Below are 16373 nucleotides of genomic sequence, written 5' to 3'. Positions count from 1 at the left end.
GCGATCACTTAAACGGGTTCTCTTGCGAACAAATAAACAGCGCGTAAAAGGTGAAACCTTCGATCAACGCCGCGGCGATGATCATCGCCACCTGGATATTGCCGGCCACCTCGGGCTGGCGTGCCATGCTCTCCAGAGCCGATCCAGCCAGCCGGCCAATGCCATATCCGGCCCCGATCACGACCAGGCCGCAACCGATGGCGCCGCTCAAATTGATGAGTGCCCGACCGGCGGCAACCCCCGCGGCCGCCGCGCCAGCGCCTTGGTTCTCTTCTTGCGCCAACGCGGGCGCCGCCAATCCCAGCGTCATCAGCATCATGACGAGTGCCGGAACACGAACAAATCTTACCACGGTTTCAATCTCCTTCGCGTCAAAGTGGGTCGGCGGCCGGCTCACCGCTCTAGCGTTGGCTAGTGATGGTGGACCGCCGCGCCGATGAATAGAGCGGACAAAAAGGTAAACACATAGGCCTGTAAAAATGCAACAAAAAGCTCCAGGAAGCTGAACAAAGTCGAGCTCGTCACGCTAATGCCCGCGACCATCAGCCAGTGGGCCGTGCTCGGACGGTCAGCGGCTACCGCAATCAGCCCCAAGATTCCCAGCAGCACCAAATGCCCGGCCACCATGTTGGCCAAAAGACGAACGCTAAGGATGATGTGCTTGATCACCAGACTTAGGAGTTCGATCGCGAAGATAGGCATCTTCAGCGGTACAAGCCACCAGGGAAGCTCCATGTGCGGCACAAGATTGAGCCAGAAACCGACAAAGCCGAATTGCTTGATTCCCGAAACCAGTGTGGTGGCAAAGGTGACGCACGCCAGGCCGAACGTGACGGCAAACGCACCGGTCGGCGCGCCCAGCCACGGCAAGAGGCCAAACAAGTTGCAAAACAGAACGAAGAAAAACATGGTCCACAGCAGGGGCGTGAACCGTTCCGCGTCGTGCTTGCCCATGGCGGGCAGCGCCACTTCATCGCGAACGAACAGCAACGCCGACTCGAACAGGTTCCATAGCTTTCCGCGCGGCGGCCCACCGGTCGCAATCCGCTGGGCCAGCCAGGAAAAAACGAACACGAGAACGAGTCCGATCACGACTTCCAAGATCATGAACTTGGAGATCGCGAAGCCTGACGCCTTGTCGTGCAGATTCTCAAGCGTGGCAAAGGGCTGTGGGATGATGATTTTGCCGGACAGCCCTCGGTTGAAGTCAGCAACCGTCGCAGCGGGGTGCGCCTTGACGAGAAACGGGTACTGCTCCTTCACGTCGTCGATGCTCTCAAAGTGATATCGCCAAAGGACTTTCGGCACTTCGAAGAAGTAACCGTCCTTAATGTGCAAAATAGGCTCGGCCATGCCCTACAACCCCCTCCAGGCCGCACGGCTCTGAACGCTCGACGCGCGGATGACGCCGACTAAGAGCAACGTCTCAACGCCCATCGTCAGCAAGAAAAAAACAACCATGTATCCGAACAACCCGGCACGCGATAGCGGCCCTTGCACCAGAGCCGACGCGGCCACAACCATCAGAGGCAGTGAAAACCGTACGAAGCCGGCCGCCATAATTCCTTGAATGCACCACCGCGTCGCCGCCAACCGGCCCGCCAACAACAGGGCCGCCGTCGCCGACAACCAGCACGTCAGGGCAGCCACTCCGACGGCCACTGCCGAGACGGCGCCATGCCGGCCGTGCGCCACGAAACTGGCCAGACCACCGGCCGCTCCCACGCACAGGGCCAACACGATGCATGCCGCCGGCAGGCCAAGACCGCTTCGATAATTGAGTTGGTTGCGCATGGCGTCAGTCCTTTTTCGCACCGCGTACACCGTCATCCGACAAACCGTCATCCGACGAACCGTCGCCCGACCGCCCACGCGGCGGAAGCTTCGTCATCGCCAATAAATAACCCATGCCCGACACCAGTCCCACTGCGAACCCGATCAAGCCCAGAAAGCCGGTTCCCCAACGCTTGTCGAGCCACTGGCCCGCCAAACCCGGCAGCACCATCATCGCCACGACCGCCAGCACGCGCGATACCCAGGTCATCGCCTCGGCGACGGGTGACGGCTCGTTGGAGGAAGATTTCACCGGCGAACCACCAGAGCGAAGAACGTTCGCGGCAAATCCGCCTTGATTCATGTAAGGTTGGTAATCTAATTGAGGCAATTTGGGGTGTCAACGGGGCGCGAGTGTGAATTCGTGCTTTTTTTCACGAAGTAGCGAGTCATTTCACAAACAGTCTGGTCGCAAGGACTTGTGTAAGGTGGAACCAGCGCGCGTGCGAGCGCCGGCCCACCGTAAATGACGTCGGGCCGGTGGTGGCCGGCGCTCGCAAGCTCGCTTGTCCCGCCTTACGGGAGCGGGCCGCCACTTGCGGTTGGCTACGATGCTGGTTACACTCAAAATGGCTGGAATTGCGGCTCTTCTCCGGAAATCGTCGGGGCCGTGGTTGGCAATTCGCCGGCGCGTCGGACGTGCGCGCCGCAGCTCCCGGACGGCGGACCGCCTGTTCGGGCTGCCCAACGCGGCCAGGGACAGCCGGATCGAGGGTAATGAACGTGCAGCAGCAATAGCTTCAACTCGGGGAGATTCGGTAAGCGATGACGGCAGAGACACTGAGCAACAAGAGCGTCAAGGATCTGGCCCAAATGGCCAAACGGCGGGGCATTCACGGCTGGCACACGATGCGCAAAGAGCAGCTTGTGAAGGCCCTGGTGCGATTAGCCGCCCGAGCGGCCCGCAACGGAGCCGCACAAGCCAAGAACGGACATTCCAAGCCGGCCGTGCGTCGCTCGCCCGTGGCCATCGCGGTGGCGAAGTCCAACGGCCGCTCCCACGCGGCGCGGCCCAAGCCGCGCAACCCGCAGATCGCGCGCAAGCTGGCCGAAGCCAAGGCCAAGCTGATGAACGACAAAGACCTGTCGGACGAGGCGAACGGCAACGGCGCCGTCAAAGACCGGCTGGTGGTCATGGTGCGCGGGCCGTTTTGGCTGCACGCCTGCTGGCAGGTCTGCCGCCACAGCGTGACTCGCGCTCAAGCGGCCCTGGGCCAGGAATGGCACGCCGCCCGGCCGGTGCTGCGGCTCTATGAAGTGACCGTCGGCACGACCACCAGCTCGGCCGAGCGACCGGTGCGCGACATCGAAGTCCACGGCGGCGTCAACGATTGGTACATCGACGTCAAAAACCCGCCGCAAAGCTATCGCGTCGATGTCGGATATCTCGCGCCCGGCGGCAAGTTCTTTGTATTGGCGCGGAGCAACACGGTGACCACCCCCAAGGCCGGCGCCAGCGACGCGATCGACGAGAACTGGTCGGAAGTGGCGGAGAATTTCGACAAGATTTTCGCCATGAGCGGCGGCTACGAACCGCACACCGCCGGCGAGCTGCAGCAACTGTTCGAGGAACGTCTGCGGCGACCCATGGGCTCGCCCATGGTGACGCAGTACGGAGCGGGCATCGCCGACATGTTGCTCCGCAAGCGGGGCTTTCACTTCGAGCTTGATGCCGAGCTGCTCGTGTTCGGTTCGACCGAGCCCAACGCCCACGTGACGTTGCAAGGCGAGCCCGTGAAGCTGCGGCCCGACGGCACATTCACCATGCGTTTCAGCCTGCCGAACTGCCGCCAGGTGATTCCCGCCGTGGCCGCCAGTCACGATGGCTTCGAGCAACGCACGATCGTGCTGGCCGTGGAACGCAATACCAAGGCCATGGAGCCGTTGCTGCGCGATACCAGCAACGAGTAGAGGGTTCAGGGTTCAGGGTTCAGGGTTCAGGAAGTGTGGGGCCGCGCTTGGCGAAAGCCGCTTCGTCGCGCCCTCCCTCATCCCTCATCTGAATCCTGAACCCTGAATCCTGAACCCTGAACCCGTGCTTGCCCCGGCAGCGACAACCGCGTAAGATAACAGCAATCCTCTGCCATGTTCGTGCTGTCGACGTCCTATTTTGGGGAGCCGATAAGAAAGTCCGCTGGGTGCCAAAGCAACGTCCCGTAAGCGTGTATAGCCGACGCCCGGAACCCTCGGGTCCCGGATCAAGCGGCCGGATCACACAACACGGGATACTAGGCACCCACTTTAACTCTGCGGGCTCTCGAAAACCGCGTCGCCACGGCATTTCGGTGGAGGATTTTTTTATTGGTCCGTTGCGGGTGGTCCGTGGTCCGTGGTCCGTGGCTACAGACGAGCGATCGTGAGGCGAAGTCATGACGCAGCTTGGGCGGGCGGAAACCTCACCAGGCGAGCTACCGGCCGAGTTGGCCGTCAAGCGAGATCGCCTGGTCGAGTTGCTCGGCAGGTGCGGCAGTTGCGCGGTGGCGTTTTCGGGCGGCGTCGATAGCGCGGTCGTGGCAAAGGCCGCCCAACTCGCTTTGGGCGATCGCGCCGTTGCCGTGACGGCCAAGAGCGCCAGTTTGGCCGAAGGCGAGCTGGATGCTGCCCGCGAGCTTGCCCACCAGATCGGCATCCGGCATCAGGTGATCGAAACCGAGGAGTTCGACAATGTCGACTATCTCCGCAACGCGCCCGACCGTTGCTTTCACTGCAAGACCGAGCTTTACACCCAACTGGAAGGCCTGACCGAAGAATTGGGCGTGCAAGTTGTGGTCAACGGGGCGAACCTCGACGACCGCGGCGACTATCGGCCGGGCATGATCGCGGCCCGGCAGCACGGGGTGCATAGCCCGCTCGTCGAATGCGAGTTGAGCAAAGCCGAAGTGCGGCAATTGGCGGCGCATTGGGGCCTGCCCGTGTGGGACAAGCCCGCCAGCCCCTGTCTCAGCAGTCGCATTGCTTACGGACAAAACGTCACGCCCGAGCGCGTGGCCATGATCGATCGGGCCGAGCAGTTCTTGCGCGAGGCGGGCTTTCGCGAATTGCGGGTGCGGTATCACGGCGACGACATGGCCCGTATCGAAGTGCCGCTGGACGAGCTGCCTCGGCTCGCCGAGCCGGAGCTGCGCGAGTCATTGGTGGCCCATCTCCGTCGCCTCGGATTCAAATACGTGACGCTCGACCTGGAGGGCTTTCGCTCCGGCAACCTGAATCAGGTGATCGGCGTCGACCAGCTTCAGGTGCTGCGCCGTTAGATCCGGCGCAACCGCTGCGACCGCCAAAGAGCGTAGGGTGGGACCAGCGAGCTTGCGAGCGCCGGCCCACCATCGCCGCGATTTTCGATTTTGGATTTTGGATTGGCTCGGAATCCAAAATCCAAAATCGCGCTCGTCCCGGCACGCCCGGAGTAGTTCCACCCTATGCGTCGCCTCTCTGCGCCCAGCCGTAAGCTATTCTTTTGTCGGCTAGGACCATTGCGCGCCGTCCGCGCAAGTCGAACTCTCAACCTCCGAACGACCTCCCTCGACCTATGGCAAAGACCATCGCTCCCCCCGTCCGTCCCGGCGAACGCACTTCCGAATCGAACTTCGAAGAACTGAAACGGAAAATCCACGGCAAGCTCGTCGACAAGCTCGACCTGTCGAAGGTCGGCGATCTCGACGGCGAAGTCCTGCGTCGCGAAATCCGCCTGGTGATCGAACACCTCTGCGACGCCGAAGAAACGCTGCTCAACCGCAACGAGCGCGAGCGGCTGGTCGAAGAAGTGCTCGACGAAACGTTCGGTCTCGGTCCGTTGGAGCTGCTGCTCAAAGACCCGACCATCAGCGACATCCTGATCAACGGCCCGAAGAACATTTATTGCGAGCGCCGCGGCAAGATGGAAAAGACCCCGGTGACGTTTCGCGACAACGCGCACCTGCTGCAGATCATCGACCGCATCGTCTCGCGCGTCGGCCGTCGCGTGGACGAGGTCTGCCCGATGGTCGATGCCCGCCTGCCCGACGGCTCGCGCGTGAACGCCATCATTCCACCGCTGGCCTTGGACGGCGCGGCGGTCTCCATTCGCCGCTTCGGGGCCAATCCGCTCAAGCTGGAAGACCTGCTGAACTACAAGGCCTTCACGCCGGAAATGGTGATGCTGTTGGAAGGGGCGATCAAGGCCCGGCTGAACATCGTGATTTCGGGCGGCACCGGCTCCGGCAAAACGACGCTGCTCAACACGCTGTCGAGCTTCATTTCGAACAGCGACCGTATCGTGACGATCGAAGACGCGGCCGAACTTCAGTTGCAGCAAGACCACATCGTGCGGCTGGAAACTCGGCCGGCGAACATCGAGGGCAAAGGCGCCATCACGGCCACCGACCTGGTGCGCAACGCGCTGCGTATGCGGCCGGAGCGAATCATCATCGGCGAGTGCCGCGGACCCGAAACGCTCGACATGCTGCAGGCCATGAACACGGGCCACGAGGGATCGCTGACCACGATCCACGCCAACTCGCCGCGCGACGGCGTGGCCCGCATCGAAACGATGATCATGATGGCCGGCTTCGATCTGCCGCTCAAGGCGATGCGGCAGCAGATCGCCAGCGCGGTGGACCTGATCATTCAGGCCAACCGTTTGCAAGGCGGGCCGCGCAAGATCACGCACATCACCGAGGTGGTGGGCATGGAGCAAGACACGATTGTGATGCAAGACATCTACCATTATGCGCAGGAAGGCATCGACGAGCGCGGCCGTGCTTACGGACGCTTCGAGGCGACCGGCGTGCGGCCCACGTTCATGGAGCGCCTGGAGCAGGCGGGCGTTCGTTTGCCCGCCAGCGCCTTCCGGCAGAGGGTGATGCTCGTTGACTAAGTTTGGATGCCTATGGACCCAATCCTTCTGATCTCGATCGCGGCCTTCCTCGGCGTCTCGGCGCTGGTGGCCGGCCTGTTGACGCTGTTCAAGGCCGATACCGAAAACCGCGTCGAAGACCGCCTCGACTTGTTGATCAACAGCCGAAGCGCTGCCCAAGCCGAGGCACGCTCCGCGGCCAGCGTGCTGCACCGCCCGCTCGACGCCGTGCCGGGTATGTTCGACTTCGTGCTGACCCGTTTCGGCCGCGTGCGGCTGCTCTTCGATCAAGCGGACACCGCGTTGAGGCCAACGCAGTTCTTCGCCGTTTCGGCGGCCTTGGGCTGTGCCGCTTTTGCCGCATCGGCCTACGCCGGATTGAACCTGGCGATCGCTCCCGCGGCGGCAGGAGCGGCTGCCAGCCTGCCGCTGATGTGGCTCGTCTTTCGACGAAAGAAGCGACTGAAGAAGTTTGGCGCACAGTTGCCCGACGCGATGGAATTGATCGCCCGCGCCCTTCGTGCCGGCCATAGCCTGGCGGCGGGCTTCAATCTGGTGCAGGACGAAATGGCCGCGCCGGTCGGCCGCGAGTTTGGCCGCGTGTTCGAGGAAACGAACCTCGGCATTCCGATGGAAGACGCCTTGAACTCGCTCACCGAACGCGTGCCGAACCTCGACCTGCGGTTTTTCGCCACCGCGGTCATCCTGCAACGTCAGACGGGCGGCGATCTGGCCGAAATCCTCGACAAGATCGGGTACATCATACGCGAACGGTTCAAAATCTATGGCCAGGTGCAAGCGCTGACCGGCGAAGGACGGCTGTCGGGCGCGGTCCTGCTCGCTCTGCCCCCGGCCTTGTTTTTGGCCGTGTATCGCATGAACCACGACTACATCATGATGCTGTTCACCGACCCCATGGGCAAACAGATGCTCATGGGGGCCATTGGGTTGCAGGTCATGGGGGCGCTGGCGATCCGGAAAATCATCAATATCAAAGTGTAAGCCGACCTCAACATGGGCAACCTTCTTCAACCCGAGCAAATGGTGTCGCTGGCGGTGTTCGGCATGTTCGCCGCCGGCGCTTGGTGGCTGCTGGAGTATCTGGCCCGCAATCGGAGCCGGGCGGTCGAGCGCCTCGACGAAATCAGAGACCCCAGCCTTCGCCGCCGCAAGCAGGAAGAGAGCGAGGGCGTCGTCAAGAAGCAAGCCGCCATGACGCGCGTGCTCAAGAAGGCCACTCCCGCGCTGGCCAAGCCGCTGCAACCCACCAACGAGTTGGAAGCCAGCCGCTTGAAGGCCAAGCTGGCCGTCGCCGGGTTCCGGGGCGAAGCGGCCGCGTCGATTTTTCTGGGAATGAAATTCACCGGTTTGATGGCGGGGCTGTTCTTCAGCGGCATCACCATCGCCGCCATTTCCAGTTTCAATCAGCAGTCGATGATGTATGCCGTGAGTCTGGCGGGCGGATTGTTCTATTTGCCCGAATTCGTGCTCTATTTCATCGGCAAACGGCGGCGCCAGGCGATCTTTCTCGGTTTGCCCGACGCGCTCGATTTGATGGTGGTGTGCGTCGAGGCCGGCCTGGGCCTGGACCAGGCCATGCGCAAAGTGGCCGATGAAATGAAGCGGAGCTTTCCGGTCATTTCTCAGGAATTCGGTCTGGCGAACTTTCAGCTTCAGATGGGGCGGAACAAAGCGGAGGTGTTGCACGAGCTGGGCATGCGCAGCGGGGTCGACGACTTGCGATCGTTGGCGGCCATTTTGATTCAGGCCGACAAGTTCGGATCGAGCATCGCTCAGGCGCTGCGCGTGCAAAGCGACTCGATGCGCACCCGCCGCCGTCAGCTTGCCGAAGAAAAGGCGGCCAAGACGGCCGTCAAGCTGATCTTTCCCTTGGTGATCTTCATTTTTCCCGGCATTTTCGTGGTGTTGGTCGGCCCCGCGGCCATCACCATGGTCCGCGAGATGTTCCCCATGATGGCCGGCAAGTAGGGTGGCGTCAGTGCTGGAACAAGAACTCCGGGTGATTCAGGAGCGCCCACAATAGGTCTTCGGTCGCCGCGCGGCGGTCGGCGGCCCGATCGAGCCGCTCGACAAGTTCGGCGCGCTCGGCCTCGCTGGGAAAACGGCTGAGCGTCGATAAGAACAGGTCGTCGATGACGGCCGCGCTGTTCGCCCTGCCGTTCACCAGCCGCGCGACGCGGCCATGCGGCGAGCGAAGCTGGGCTTCGATCGCTTCGCCGCCGATCAGCTCCAGCGCCTGGCCGAGGTTCGAGTCGCCGTCGCGCTCGCAGGCACAAGCCAAGGCCCGCGCGGGCCGGCCGAAGGCCGTCAAAAAGCGGTTCTGGTACTCGCCGTCGGGCAGTTCCACCGCCCGCAATCCGAGCGGAAAACCGGCGAACTTCTCCGGCACGCCCGTCGCCTGACCGATCGCGTCGAGCAACTGCTCGGCGCACAACAGCCGCGCGTAGGCGTGCGAGAAATAACGATCATCGTCGGCGTTCGTTTCGTTCGTGGTCGCCGCAAGCTGATAGACCCGCGACCGCATGATCTGGCGCAGCAGATACTTGCGGTCGAAGCCGTGGGCGGCGAAGTCGGCCGCCAGCCAGTCGAGCAGCTCGGGATGAGCGGGCGGATTCGAGCTGCGGAAATCGTCGACCGGTTCCGCGATGCCGCGGCCAAAAAGCTGGCCCCATATCCGGTTCACCGCCGCACGCGCGAAAAACGGGTTGTCGGCCTTCGTCAGCCAGGCGGCCAGGCCTTCGCGCCGGTCGGTCTCGGCCGGCAGAGCTTCGCTCACGCCACCGAGCGGCTTCGGCTGCATCACCGCGCCGGTGCGAGCGTGGATGAGCTCGCCCGACCGCAAGGGGACGATTGTTTCTTCCTTGTCGTAGACGTGGTTGAAAAACGGCCCGTTGCGGTAACGCAGCCGCGCGAAAAACGCCGCCAGCCCGTAGTAATCGTCTTGCGTCCAGCGTTCGCCCGGATGGTTGTGGCAGCGAGCGCAGCCGATGCGCACGCCCAGAAACACCTGGGCCACGTGCTCGGCCCGGTCTTCGGGCGTGCGCGGCAAACGGTAAAAACCGGCCGGCGGATTGCCGTAGTTGCCGCCGGAGGCCGTCAGCAGCTTCCGCGCGAACTCGTCTTCGGGCACGTTGGCCGCGATCTGATGCCGAATCCAGGCGTGGTACTTGATCGCCCCGGTCTTGCCGACGAACCGCTGATTGCAGCCCAGCCGGTCGGCCCATTTCATGGCCCAAAAGTCGGCGTACTCCTTGCGGTCGAGCAGCGCGTCGATCAACCTGTCGCGCTTGTCGGGCGATGCATCTGCCGCGAAGCGCCGCACGTCCTCGGTCGACGGCAGCAGCCCGCACAGGTCGAGCCAGGCCCGTCGCAAGAACGCCGCATCGTCGCAGCGGTCCGAGGGTGCCATTCGCAGTCGCCGCAAGCGGTCGAACACCAGGTGATCGATCTGATTGTTTTCGAGGGGATCCGTCCACACAAAACCTTCTGCCGGCCGCAGGAACGCCAGGCGGCTGGTGGCGAATTGTTCTCCGTAACTCGCCGCGACAACCACCTCGCCGTGAGCTGATCGCCGCACCAGCCCATCGGGCGAGACGTCCGCGTTGCCTTCCGGGCTGACCGAAAAATGCGTGAGGTGCGTAACGTCGCGCGACGAGCCGTCGGAGAAGCGGGCGACGACGCGAAGCTGCTGTGTTTCGGCCGACGCTTCCAGCCAACTTTCGGCGGGGCTGACTACGAGCCGGACCGCCGCCGGGTCGGTGGGGTCGTTCGGCGCGCCGTCGGCAATCCAGTCGATGAGAAGCTTGGCCAGCGGATCGTCGGCTTTGAAGCGTCGCCCGCCGCCGTGCGGCAGCCGCAGCGTCGGTTTGGCGAGCAACAGGCTCTGCTGAGGATTCAGGAGGTCGATCCGCCGGCTGGCGACCTCGCGGGTGAGCCGTTGATGGTCGTTCTGCCAGTCGAATCCGCGCAGCGAGAGGGCAAAGCCGCCCTTGCCGCTGGGCGAGCCGTGGCACCTGCCCGAATTGCAACCCGCCCTCGTCAGAACCGGCACGACTTCGAGCCGATAGCTCACCTTTCGCGCTACTTGTGCCGCGGTGTCAGCGGAACCGGCCGCCGCGTGGCGCGGCAGAAACGACAAGACAAGCAAGAGGAGAGGCACGGAGGGTCGCATGGTACGATCATTTTAGCAGCCGGCGGCGGATTGTTCAGCAATGTGACCTGGACATCGCCGCAATCGACGCCGCAGCCGACGTGCTTTAGAATAGGTATTGTCCGGTGTTTGACGTCGCACCATAGATCGGAGAACGCATTATGTCTACAACTGAGCCGCATCGCAGCCCCGAAGAAGTTGACCGACTGGGGCCTGAGGTCTTTGACCGCGGGGTGCGGCCATCGCTCCGGCCCGAAGACCACGGCAAGTTCGTGGCCATCGACATCGGGTCGGGCGATTATGAGCTCGACGAGGACGACTACACGGCAATCATGCGATTGCGCGACCGCAGACCGAGAGCGGACGTTTGGCTCGGCCGGGTCGGCGAACCTGCCGCGTATCGCATGAGGGCGGTGAGGTGATGCGCGGCGTCGTTAACGCGCGGAACGAGGCGGTTATGCGGCTGCGCGTACGCGGCCCGTCGCACATCGAACTAACTGTGGATGCTGTCGTCGATTCGGGCTTCAGTGCTTCGCTGACATTGCCAGCGGCTGAGATAGCCACGTTAGGCCTCGAATATCGGTCGCGTAGTGGAGCAGTGCTTGCCGATGGATCGCTTCGGCGGTTCGGCATCTACGCTGCAGAGGTCGAATGGCACGGTTTCTGGTGCCCCGTGCTGATTTCGGAGGTTGGCGAAGAGACACGTCTGGGCATGCGGCTACTCGCAGGCAATGTGCTGCGGATTGAAGTGGCGCCGGGTGGTGCGGTAGAAATCATCCCACTCTGACCACTCGCCGCCCAAAACAATGCTGCGAAGCTGGCCAATCCGACCTAGGCCCGGCATGGCCAGGCCCGTATAATTCCGCCAACTTCAATGGCGTCTGCGGAAATTGCAATCACCGCCGCCGAGCGGTTGTGGCAGCTCGCCGACCGCTTGGAATCGACCGACGGCTTCGCCGAAGTTGTGGCCAGCCTGCAATCCGGGCATGGCGCCACGCTCGACGGAGTCTGGGGCTCATCCTGCGCGCTCGTCGCCGCCACGCTCCTTCGCCACGCCCCCGCTTCGCTCGTCGTCGTGTGCCCGCAAACCAGCGACATCGACGATTTTTGTGACGATTTGGCCGTCTTCAGCGAAATCAGGCCCGAACGCTGGCCGGCCTGGGAGACGACGCCCACCGAACAGAGCGTCGCCGACGACGTGTTCGGCGACCGGCTGCGGCTGCTGAAAATGCTCGACGGCGCCGGGCCGCCCAAACTGGTCGTGGCCAGCATCCAGGGCCTGTTGCAGCCGGTGCCCGACAAACCGTCGATCGGCCGCCAAACGCGGCGGCTGGCGACGGGCAACACGATCGACGTCGAGCAACTTTCCCGCTGGCTGGTCGATCAGGGCTTTCACAATACCAGTGCCGTGCAGTTGCCCGGCGAGTTCTCGTTCCGTGGCGGCATCCTCGATCTGTTCGGGGCCGATTGGTACGACCCCGTGCGGGTGGAGCTGTTCGGCGACCAGATCGAGTCGATCCGCCGGTTCGAGGTCGCCAGCCAGCGGAGCCTGGGCGTCGTCGAGGCGGTGGAACTGACGGTGCTGAAGCCCACGACGGCCGACCGTGAATTCTTTACGACGTACTTGCCGCAACGAAGCTGGTTTCTGCTGGTCGAGCCAACGCAGCTCGAAGACGAAGGCCGGCATTACCTGGGACGCTTGGACGACGCGGCCGAGGCCCACACGCTCAAGCAGGTGTTGGAGGGTATTTACCAGTTCCCATCGGTCACGGCCAGCAGCATCTCGATCGGCTCGATGGAAACCACCTGCCGGCTGAAAATCGAGTCGGTCGAGCGGTTCAGCGGCGACATCGGCAAGGTCCGCAATGAGCTGGAGACCGCCGGCGAAGGCCAGGAGGTGTTCGTCGTCTGCCAGAACGACGCCGAAGGCAAACGCTTGGCGGAAATTTTCGAGAGCACGCGTCTGGCCGCGCAAGGCAAGCTGCACTTTCCACTCGGCCGGCTGCGGGCCGGTTTCCGCCTGGTGATCGATCGCATCGTGCTGGTCAGTGGCAGCGAGCTGTTTCATCGGGCCGATCTGAGCCGGCCCTCGCGGCGCCGGCTGGGCCGCGTGATCGACAGTTTTCTGGAGCTGCGCGACGGCGATTACGTGGTCCACCTGGCCCACGGCATCGGCCGTTATCGCGGCCTGAAGCTGCTGGGCGAGCAAGAGGGCGGCGAAGAGCATCTGGAGATCGAGTTCCACGGCGGCACCAAGGTCTACGTGCCTTGTTCCAAGATCGAGCTGGTGCAGAAATATGTAGGCGGGGCGAAAAGCCGGCCGAATCTGGCCCGCATCGGCGGGCAAACCTGGGTCCGGCAAAAGAAGGCCGCCGAGGCCGCCGTCAACGACATGGCCGCCGACATGCTCGACTTGCAGGCCGCGCGGGCCTCACGCAGCGGCATCAGTTTTCCGCTCGACAGCGAGTGGCAGCGCGAGTTCGATGCCTCGTTTCCCTACCTCGAAACGCCCGACCAGCTTGTCGGCGTCGCGGCCATCAAGCGAGACATGCACGAACCGCGTCCCATGGACCGGCTGATCTGCGGCGACGTGGGCTATGGCAAAACCGAGCTGGCGATGCGGGCGGCCTTCAAGGCCATCGACGCCGGCTATCAGGTGGCCGTGCTCGTGCCCACCACCGTGCTGGCCGAGCAGCACGGCCGCACGTTCCGCAGCCGCATGGCCGAGTTTCCCTTCGAGATCGCCGTGCTCAGCCGCTTCTGCACCGCGCGGGAGCAGAAGAAGATCCTGGAGCGGCTGGCCGGCGGTTCGCTCGACGTGGTCATCGGCACGCACCGGCTGGCGCAGGCCGACGTGCGGTTTCACAACCTGGGGCTGGTGATCATCGACGAAGAGCAGCGGTTCGGCGTGGCCGTCAAAGAGCGGCTCAAGGCCTGCCGGCAGATGGTCGACGTGATGACGCTCACCGCCACCCCGATTCCACGCACGCTGCACATGTCGCTCTTGGGTCTGCGCGACATCAGCAATCTGGAAACGCCGCCAGCCGACCGGCTGCCGATCGAGACCCGCGTGGTCCGCTTCGACGCCGACTTGGTGCGGCATGCCGCCATGCGCGAGTTGAACCGCAACGGGCAGATCTTCTTCGTCCACAACCGCGTATACGACATTGAGAACGTGGCCCGGCAATTGCAGCAGATCGTGCCCGAAGCGCGCATCGCCATCGGCCACGGGCAGATGTCGGAAGGCCAGCTCGAACAGGTGATGCTCGATTTCATCGACCACAAATACGACCTGCTGTTGGCCACCACGATCATCGAAAGCGGCCTCGACATCCCCAACGCCAACACGATTTTCATCGACGACGCCGATCAATATGGGCTGGCCGACATGCACCAGTTGCGGGGCCGCGTGGGCCGCTACAAGCACCGGGCCTATTGCTACCTGGTAGTCGATCCGAACCACTCGCTCACCTCGACGGCCACCAAGCGGCTGGCGGCCATCGCCGAGTTCAGCGACATGGGGGCCGGATTCGCCATCGCCATGCGCGACCTGGAAATTCGCGGGGCCGGCAACATTCTGGGGACTGAGCAAAGCGGGCATATTGCGGCGGTTGGGTATGAGCTGTATTGCGAGCTGCTCGAAAAAGCGGTCCGCAGCCTCAAACATCTTGCGCCGAAGATGACGATTGAGGTCAATGTGGACCTGCCGGGCGAAGCGTACCTGCCGCGGCGCTATGTGCCCGACATGCGGTTGAAGATCGACCTTTATCGGCGGCTGGCGCGCGTCACCACGCTGGCCGAGTTGGCGGATTTTGCGGCCGAGTTGAGCGACCGGTTTGGTCCGCGGCCGGAGATGGCCGAGCGGCTGCTGGTGCGGACCGAGGTGGCAATTCTGGCTCAGGGTTGGCAAATCGACTGCCTGCACTTGGAAGACGGCTACGTGGTGTTCAGCTACAAGAACCGTGCGCGGATCGAGGAGTTGGCCCGGCACCAGGGGGGCCGGTTGCGCGTGGTTGACGCGCGGAGTGCCTATCTACCGATTGGCAAACAAGTTCCGCCACCCGACGAACTTTATGAACTGGTCAAATCCGTGTTGCAAGGGGACTAAACGGGCAGCTATACTCCGCGCGCGATAGGCGAAAGGCGATAGGCGTCAGGCAATTTGCAATTTGCAATCTACCCAACCCCAGACCCCAAACCCCAAACCCCTTCCTCTGTGTCGCGTCTGTTTTATCCAACCTTGTTCAGCGTCACAGCGGCCCTGGCGGCGACGCTCTGGGTGCGGCACGGTCTGCCGATGCACTGGCTGACCGCCCTGGTGGAGACGGCCGCGGCCCAGGCTCAGACTCCCGCCGACGGCAACGCGGCGCCGCCGCCGAACGGCGCGGTCTACCGCGGACGACCCGCGCCTCAACGGCTGCCGCCGACCGGCAAGCCGCCCGCGGCGCCGCCCGGCCAGCCCAGCCGCGCACGGCAGACCCCCTTCACCCAGCTCCAGATCGATCCCAGCGGTGCCGGGGCCTTGGAAGTGACGCGGCCGGTTCCGATCCCAAGCGCCAAGGTGGTGGCCAAGTTTGGCAATGAGGTGATCCTGGCCGCCGACGTGTTGCCGGCGGTCCAAGAAGAGTTTAAGCATTTGGCGAGACAGGTGCCGCCCGAGCAGCACGATCAGTTTTTTCAGATGGTCATGGCCAAGCACGTGAAATCGCTCCTGCAGACGAAGTTGGTGGTGCAGGAGATGAAAAAGAACGTGCCGGAAGGAAAGTTTCCGGAAATGGAGAAGCAGATTCTGCAGCACTTCGAGAAAGAACGGCTGCCGGAGATGAAAAAAAAGTTGGGCGTCACGACGGAAAGCGAGGTCGACGCCAAGCTGAAAGAGTATGGCACCTCGCTCAAGGAGCAAAGGAAATCCTTTGTCGAGATGATCCTCGTTCAGGAGTGGATGCGAAAAGACGCCAAGTTCGACGAGCACGTGAGCCACGAACAGATGCTGGCTTTTTATCACGAGCACCACCGCGAGTACGAGTTTCCGGCCAAGGTCCGCTTCGAGCAGATTCACGTGAATTACGGGCGCCGTCGCGGCCGGCAAGAGGCCTGGGAGCTGGCCCGCCGGCTCGGCTATCAGGTGTACTCCGGCGCGCCGATGGCCGAAATCGCCAAGGTCCACTCGGAGGGCGCCAAGGCCGACCAGGGCGGGTTGCACGATTGGACCAGCAAGGGAAGCCTGAAGTGCAAAGAGTTGGATGCGGCGCTGTTCTCGCTGCCCGTCGGCGTGCTGAGCAATCCGATTGACGACGGCCGCGGCTTTACGATCGTGCGCGTGGTGCAGCGCACCGAGGCGGGTGCCACCAGCTTTCGCGATGCGCAGGCGGGAATCAAAGTCAAAATCACGGAGCAGCGGGGTATGGATGCCCGAAACAAGGCGATCACCGCCTTCTTCGAAAAAATGAAGACCAAGGTGTGGACCGCCTACGACGACATGCCCGAACCGAAAGCGCAAAACGCCAAGAAACCGACGAATCGCATGCTGCGATAAGG

At 63.1% G+C, this 16373-nt stretch carries 14 protein-coding genes and 1 other RNA gene; 10 read left to right on the top strand and 5 right to left on the bottom strand.

The genetic code is table 11. From position 1 onward, the window contains the following. Window positions 1-4: 4 nt before the first annotated feature. The 4 genes from atpE to VNH11_31825 are packed head-to-tail and all read right to left on the bottom strand — an operon-like array spanning window position 5 to window position 2086. Window positions 5-352 carry an ATP synthase F0 subunit C gene (atpE, locus tag VNH11_31840; GenBank protein HVA50975.1) on the bottom strand — a complete coding sequence of 116 codons (348 nt, stop codon included), beginning with the start codon at window positions 350-352 and terminating at the stop codon, window positions 5-7. 59 nt (window positions 353-411) lie between these two features. Then, on the bottom strand, window positions 412-1353 hold the full coding sequence (gene atpB / locus VNH11_31835) for a F0F1 ATP synthase subunit A (protein ID HVA50974.1): 942 nt from the start codon (window positions 1351-1353) through the stop codon (window positions 412-414). A 3-nt stretch (window positions 1354-1356) separates the two neighbouring features. Continuing rightward, on the bottom strand, window positions 1357-1794 hold the full coding sequence (locus tag VNH11_31830) for a hypothetical protein (GenBank protein HVA50973.1): 438 nt from the start codon (window positions 1792-1794) through the stop codon (window positions 1357-1359). Between the two features lie 4 nt (window positions 1795-1798). Continuing rightward, window positions 1799-2086 (bottom strand): AtpZ/AtpI family protein, encoded by a 288-nt coding sequence (locus tag VNH11_31825; protein ID HVA50972.1) that lies wholly within the window; start codon window positions 2084-2086, stop codon window positions 1799-1801. Window positions 2087-2598: 512 nt separating this feature from the next. Between VNH11_31825 and VNH11_31820 the strand changes: the two genes are divergently transcribed. The 6 genes from VNH11_31820 (at window position 2599) to VNH11_31795 (ending at window position 8653) form a co-directional block, all read left to right on the top strand. Further along, window positions 2599-3744, top strand: a complete 1146-nt coding sequence (locus VNH11_31820; protein HVA50971.1) for a DUF4912 domain-containing protein — start codon at window positions 2599-2601, stop codon at window positions 3742-3744. A 163-nt stretch (window positions 3745-3907) separates the two neighbouring features. After that, window positions 3908-4129, top strand: a non-coding RNA gene (ssrS, locus tag VNH11_31815) — 6S RNA. Window positions 4130-4202: 73 nt separating this feature from the next. Further along, window positions 4203-5084: an ATP-dependent sacrificial sulfur transferase LarE gene (larE, locus tag VNH11_31810; protein HVA50970.1), complete on the top strand. Its 882-nt coding sequence runs from the start codon at window positions 4203-4205 to the stop codon at window positions 5082-5084. A 275-nt stretch (window positions 5085-5359) separates the two neighbouring features. Further along, on the top strand, window positions 5360-6685 hold the full coding sequence (locus tag VNH11_31805) for a CpaF family protein (protein ID HVA50969.1): 1326 nt from the start codon (window positions 5360-5362) through the stop codon (window positions 6683-6685). Window positions 6686-6697: 12 nt separating this feature from the next. Further along, window positions 6698-7666, top strand: a complete 969-nt coding sequence (locus VNH11_31800; protein HVA50968.1) for a type II secretion system F family protein — start codon at window positions 6698-6700, stop codon at window positions 7664-7666. 12 nt (window positions 7667-7678) lie between these two features. Next, window positions 7679-8653 carry a type II secretion system F family protein gene (locus VNH11_31795; GenBank protein ID HVA50967.1) on the top strand — a complete coding sequence of 325 codons (975 nt, stop codon included), beginning with the start codon at window positions 7679-7681 and terminating at the stop codon, window positions 8651-8653. A gap of 7 nt (window positions 8654-8660) precedes the next feature. On the opposite strand, the gene VNH11_31790 is transcribed toward VNH11_31795, so the two are convergent. After that, the gene (locus VNH11_31790) at window positions 8661-10856 is read right to left on the bottom strand and encodes a DUF1549 and DUF1553 domain-containing protein (protein ID HVA50966.1); all 2196 of its coding nucleotides are present in this window, start codon (window positions 10854-10856) and stop codon (window positions 8661-8663) included. Between the two features lie 140 nt (window positions 10857-10996). Between VNH11_31790 and VNH11_31785 the strand changes: the two genes are divergently transcribed. The 4 genes from VNH11_31785 to VNH11_31770 all read left to right on the top strand — a co-directional run bounded on the left by VNH11_31785 (window position 10997) and on the right by VNH11_31770 (window position 16371). Then, entirely contained in the window at window positions 10997-11257 is a 261-nt protein-coding gene (locus tag VNH11_31785; protein HVA50965.1) for a hypothetical protein, read from the top strand. Between the two features lie 35 nt (window positions 11258-11292). Further along, window positions 11293-11622: a hypothetical protein gene (locus tag VNH11_31780; GenBank protein HVA50964.1), complete on the top strand. Its 330-nt coding sequence runs from the start codon at window positions 11293-11295 to the stop codon at window positions 11620-11622. Window positions 11623-11709: 87 nt separating this feature from the next. Further along, window positions 11710-14943: a transcription-repair coupling factor gene (mfd, locus tag VNH11_31775; GenBank protein ID HVA50963.1), complete on the top strand. Its 3234-nt coding sequence runs from the start codon at window positions 11710-11712 to the stop codon at window positions 14941-14943. Between the two features lie 108 nt (window positions 14944-15051). Continuing rightward, window positions 15052-16371 carry a peptidyl-prolyl cis-trans isomerase gene (locus VNH11_31770; GenBank protein ID HVA50962.1) on the top strand — a complete coding sequence of 440 codons (1320 nt, stop codon included), beginning with the start codon at window positions 15052-15054 and terminating at the stop codon, window positions 16369-16371. The last annotated feature ends 2 nt before the right edge of the window (window positions 16372-16373 follow it).

The sequence above is a fragment of the Pirellulales bacterium genome, from assembly GCA_035533075.1.
Classification (GTDB): domain Bacteria; phylum Planctomycetota; class Planctomycetia; order Pirellulales; family JAICIG01; genus DASSFG01.
Note: the sequence above shows the minus strand (reverse complement) of the source record. Positions and strands in the feature narration are given on the sequence as shown.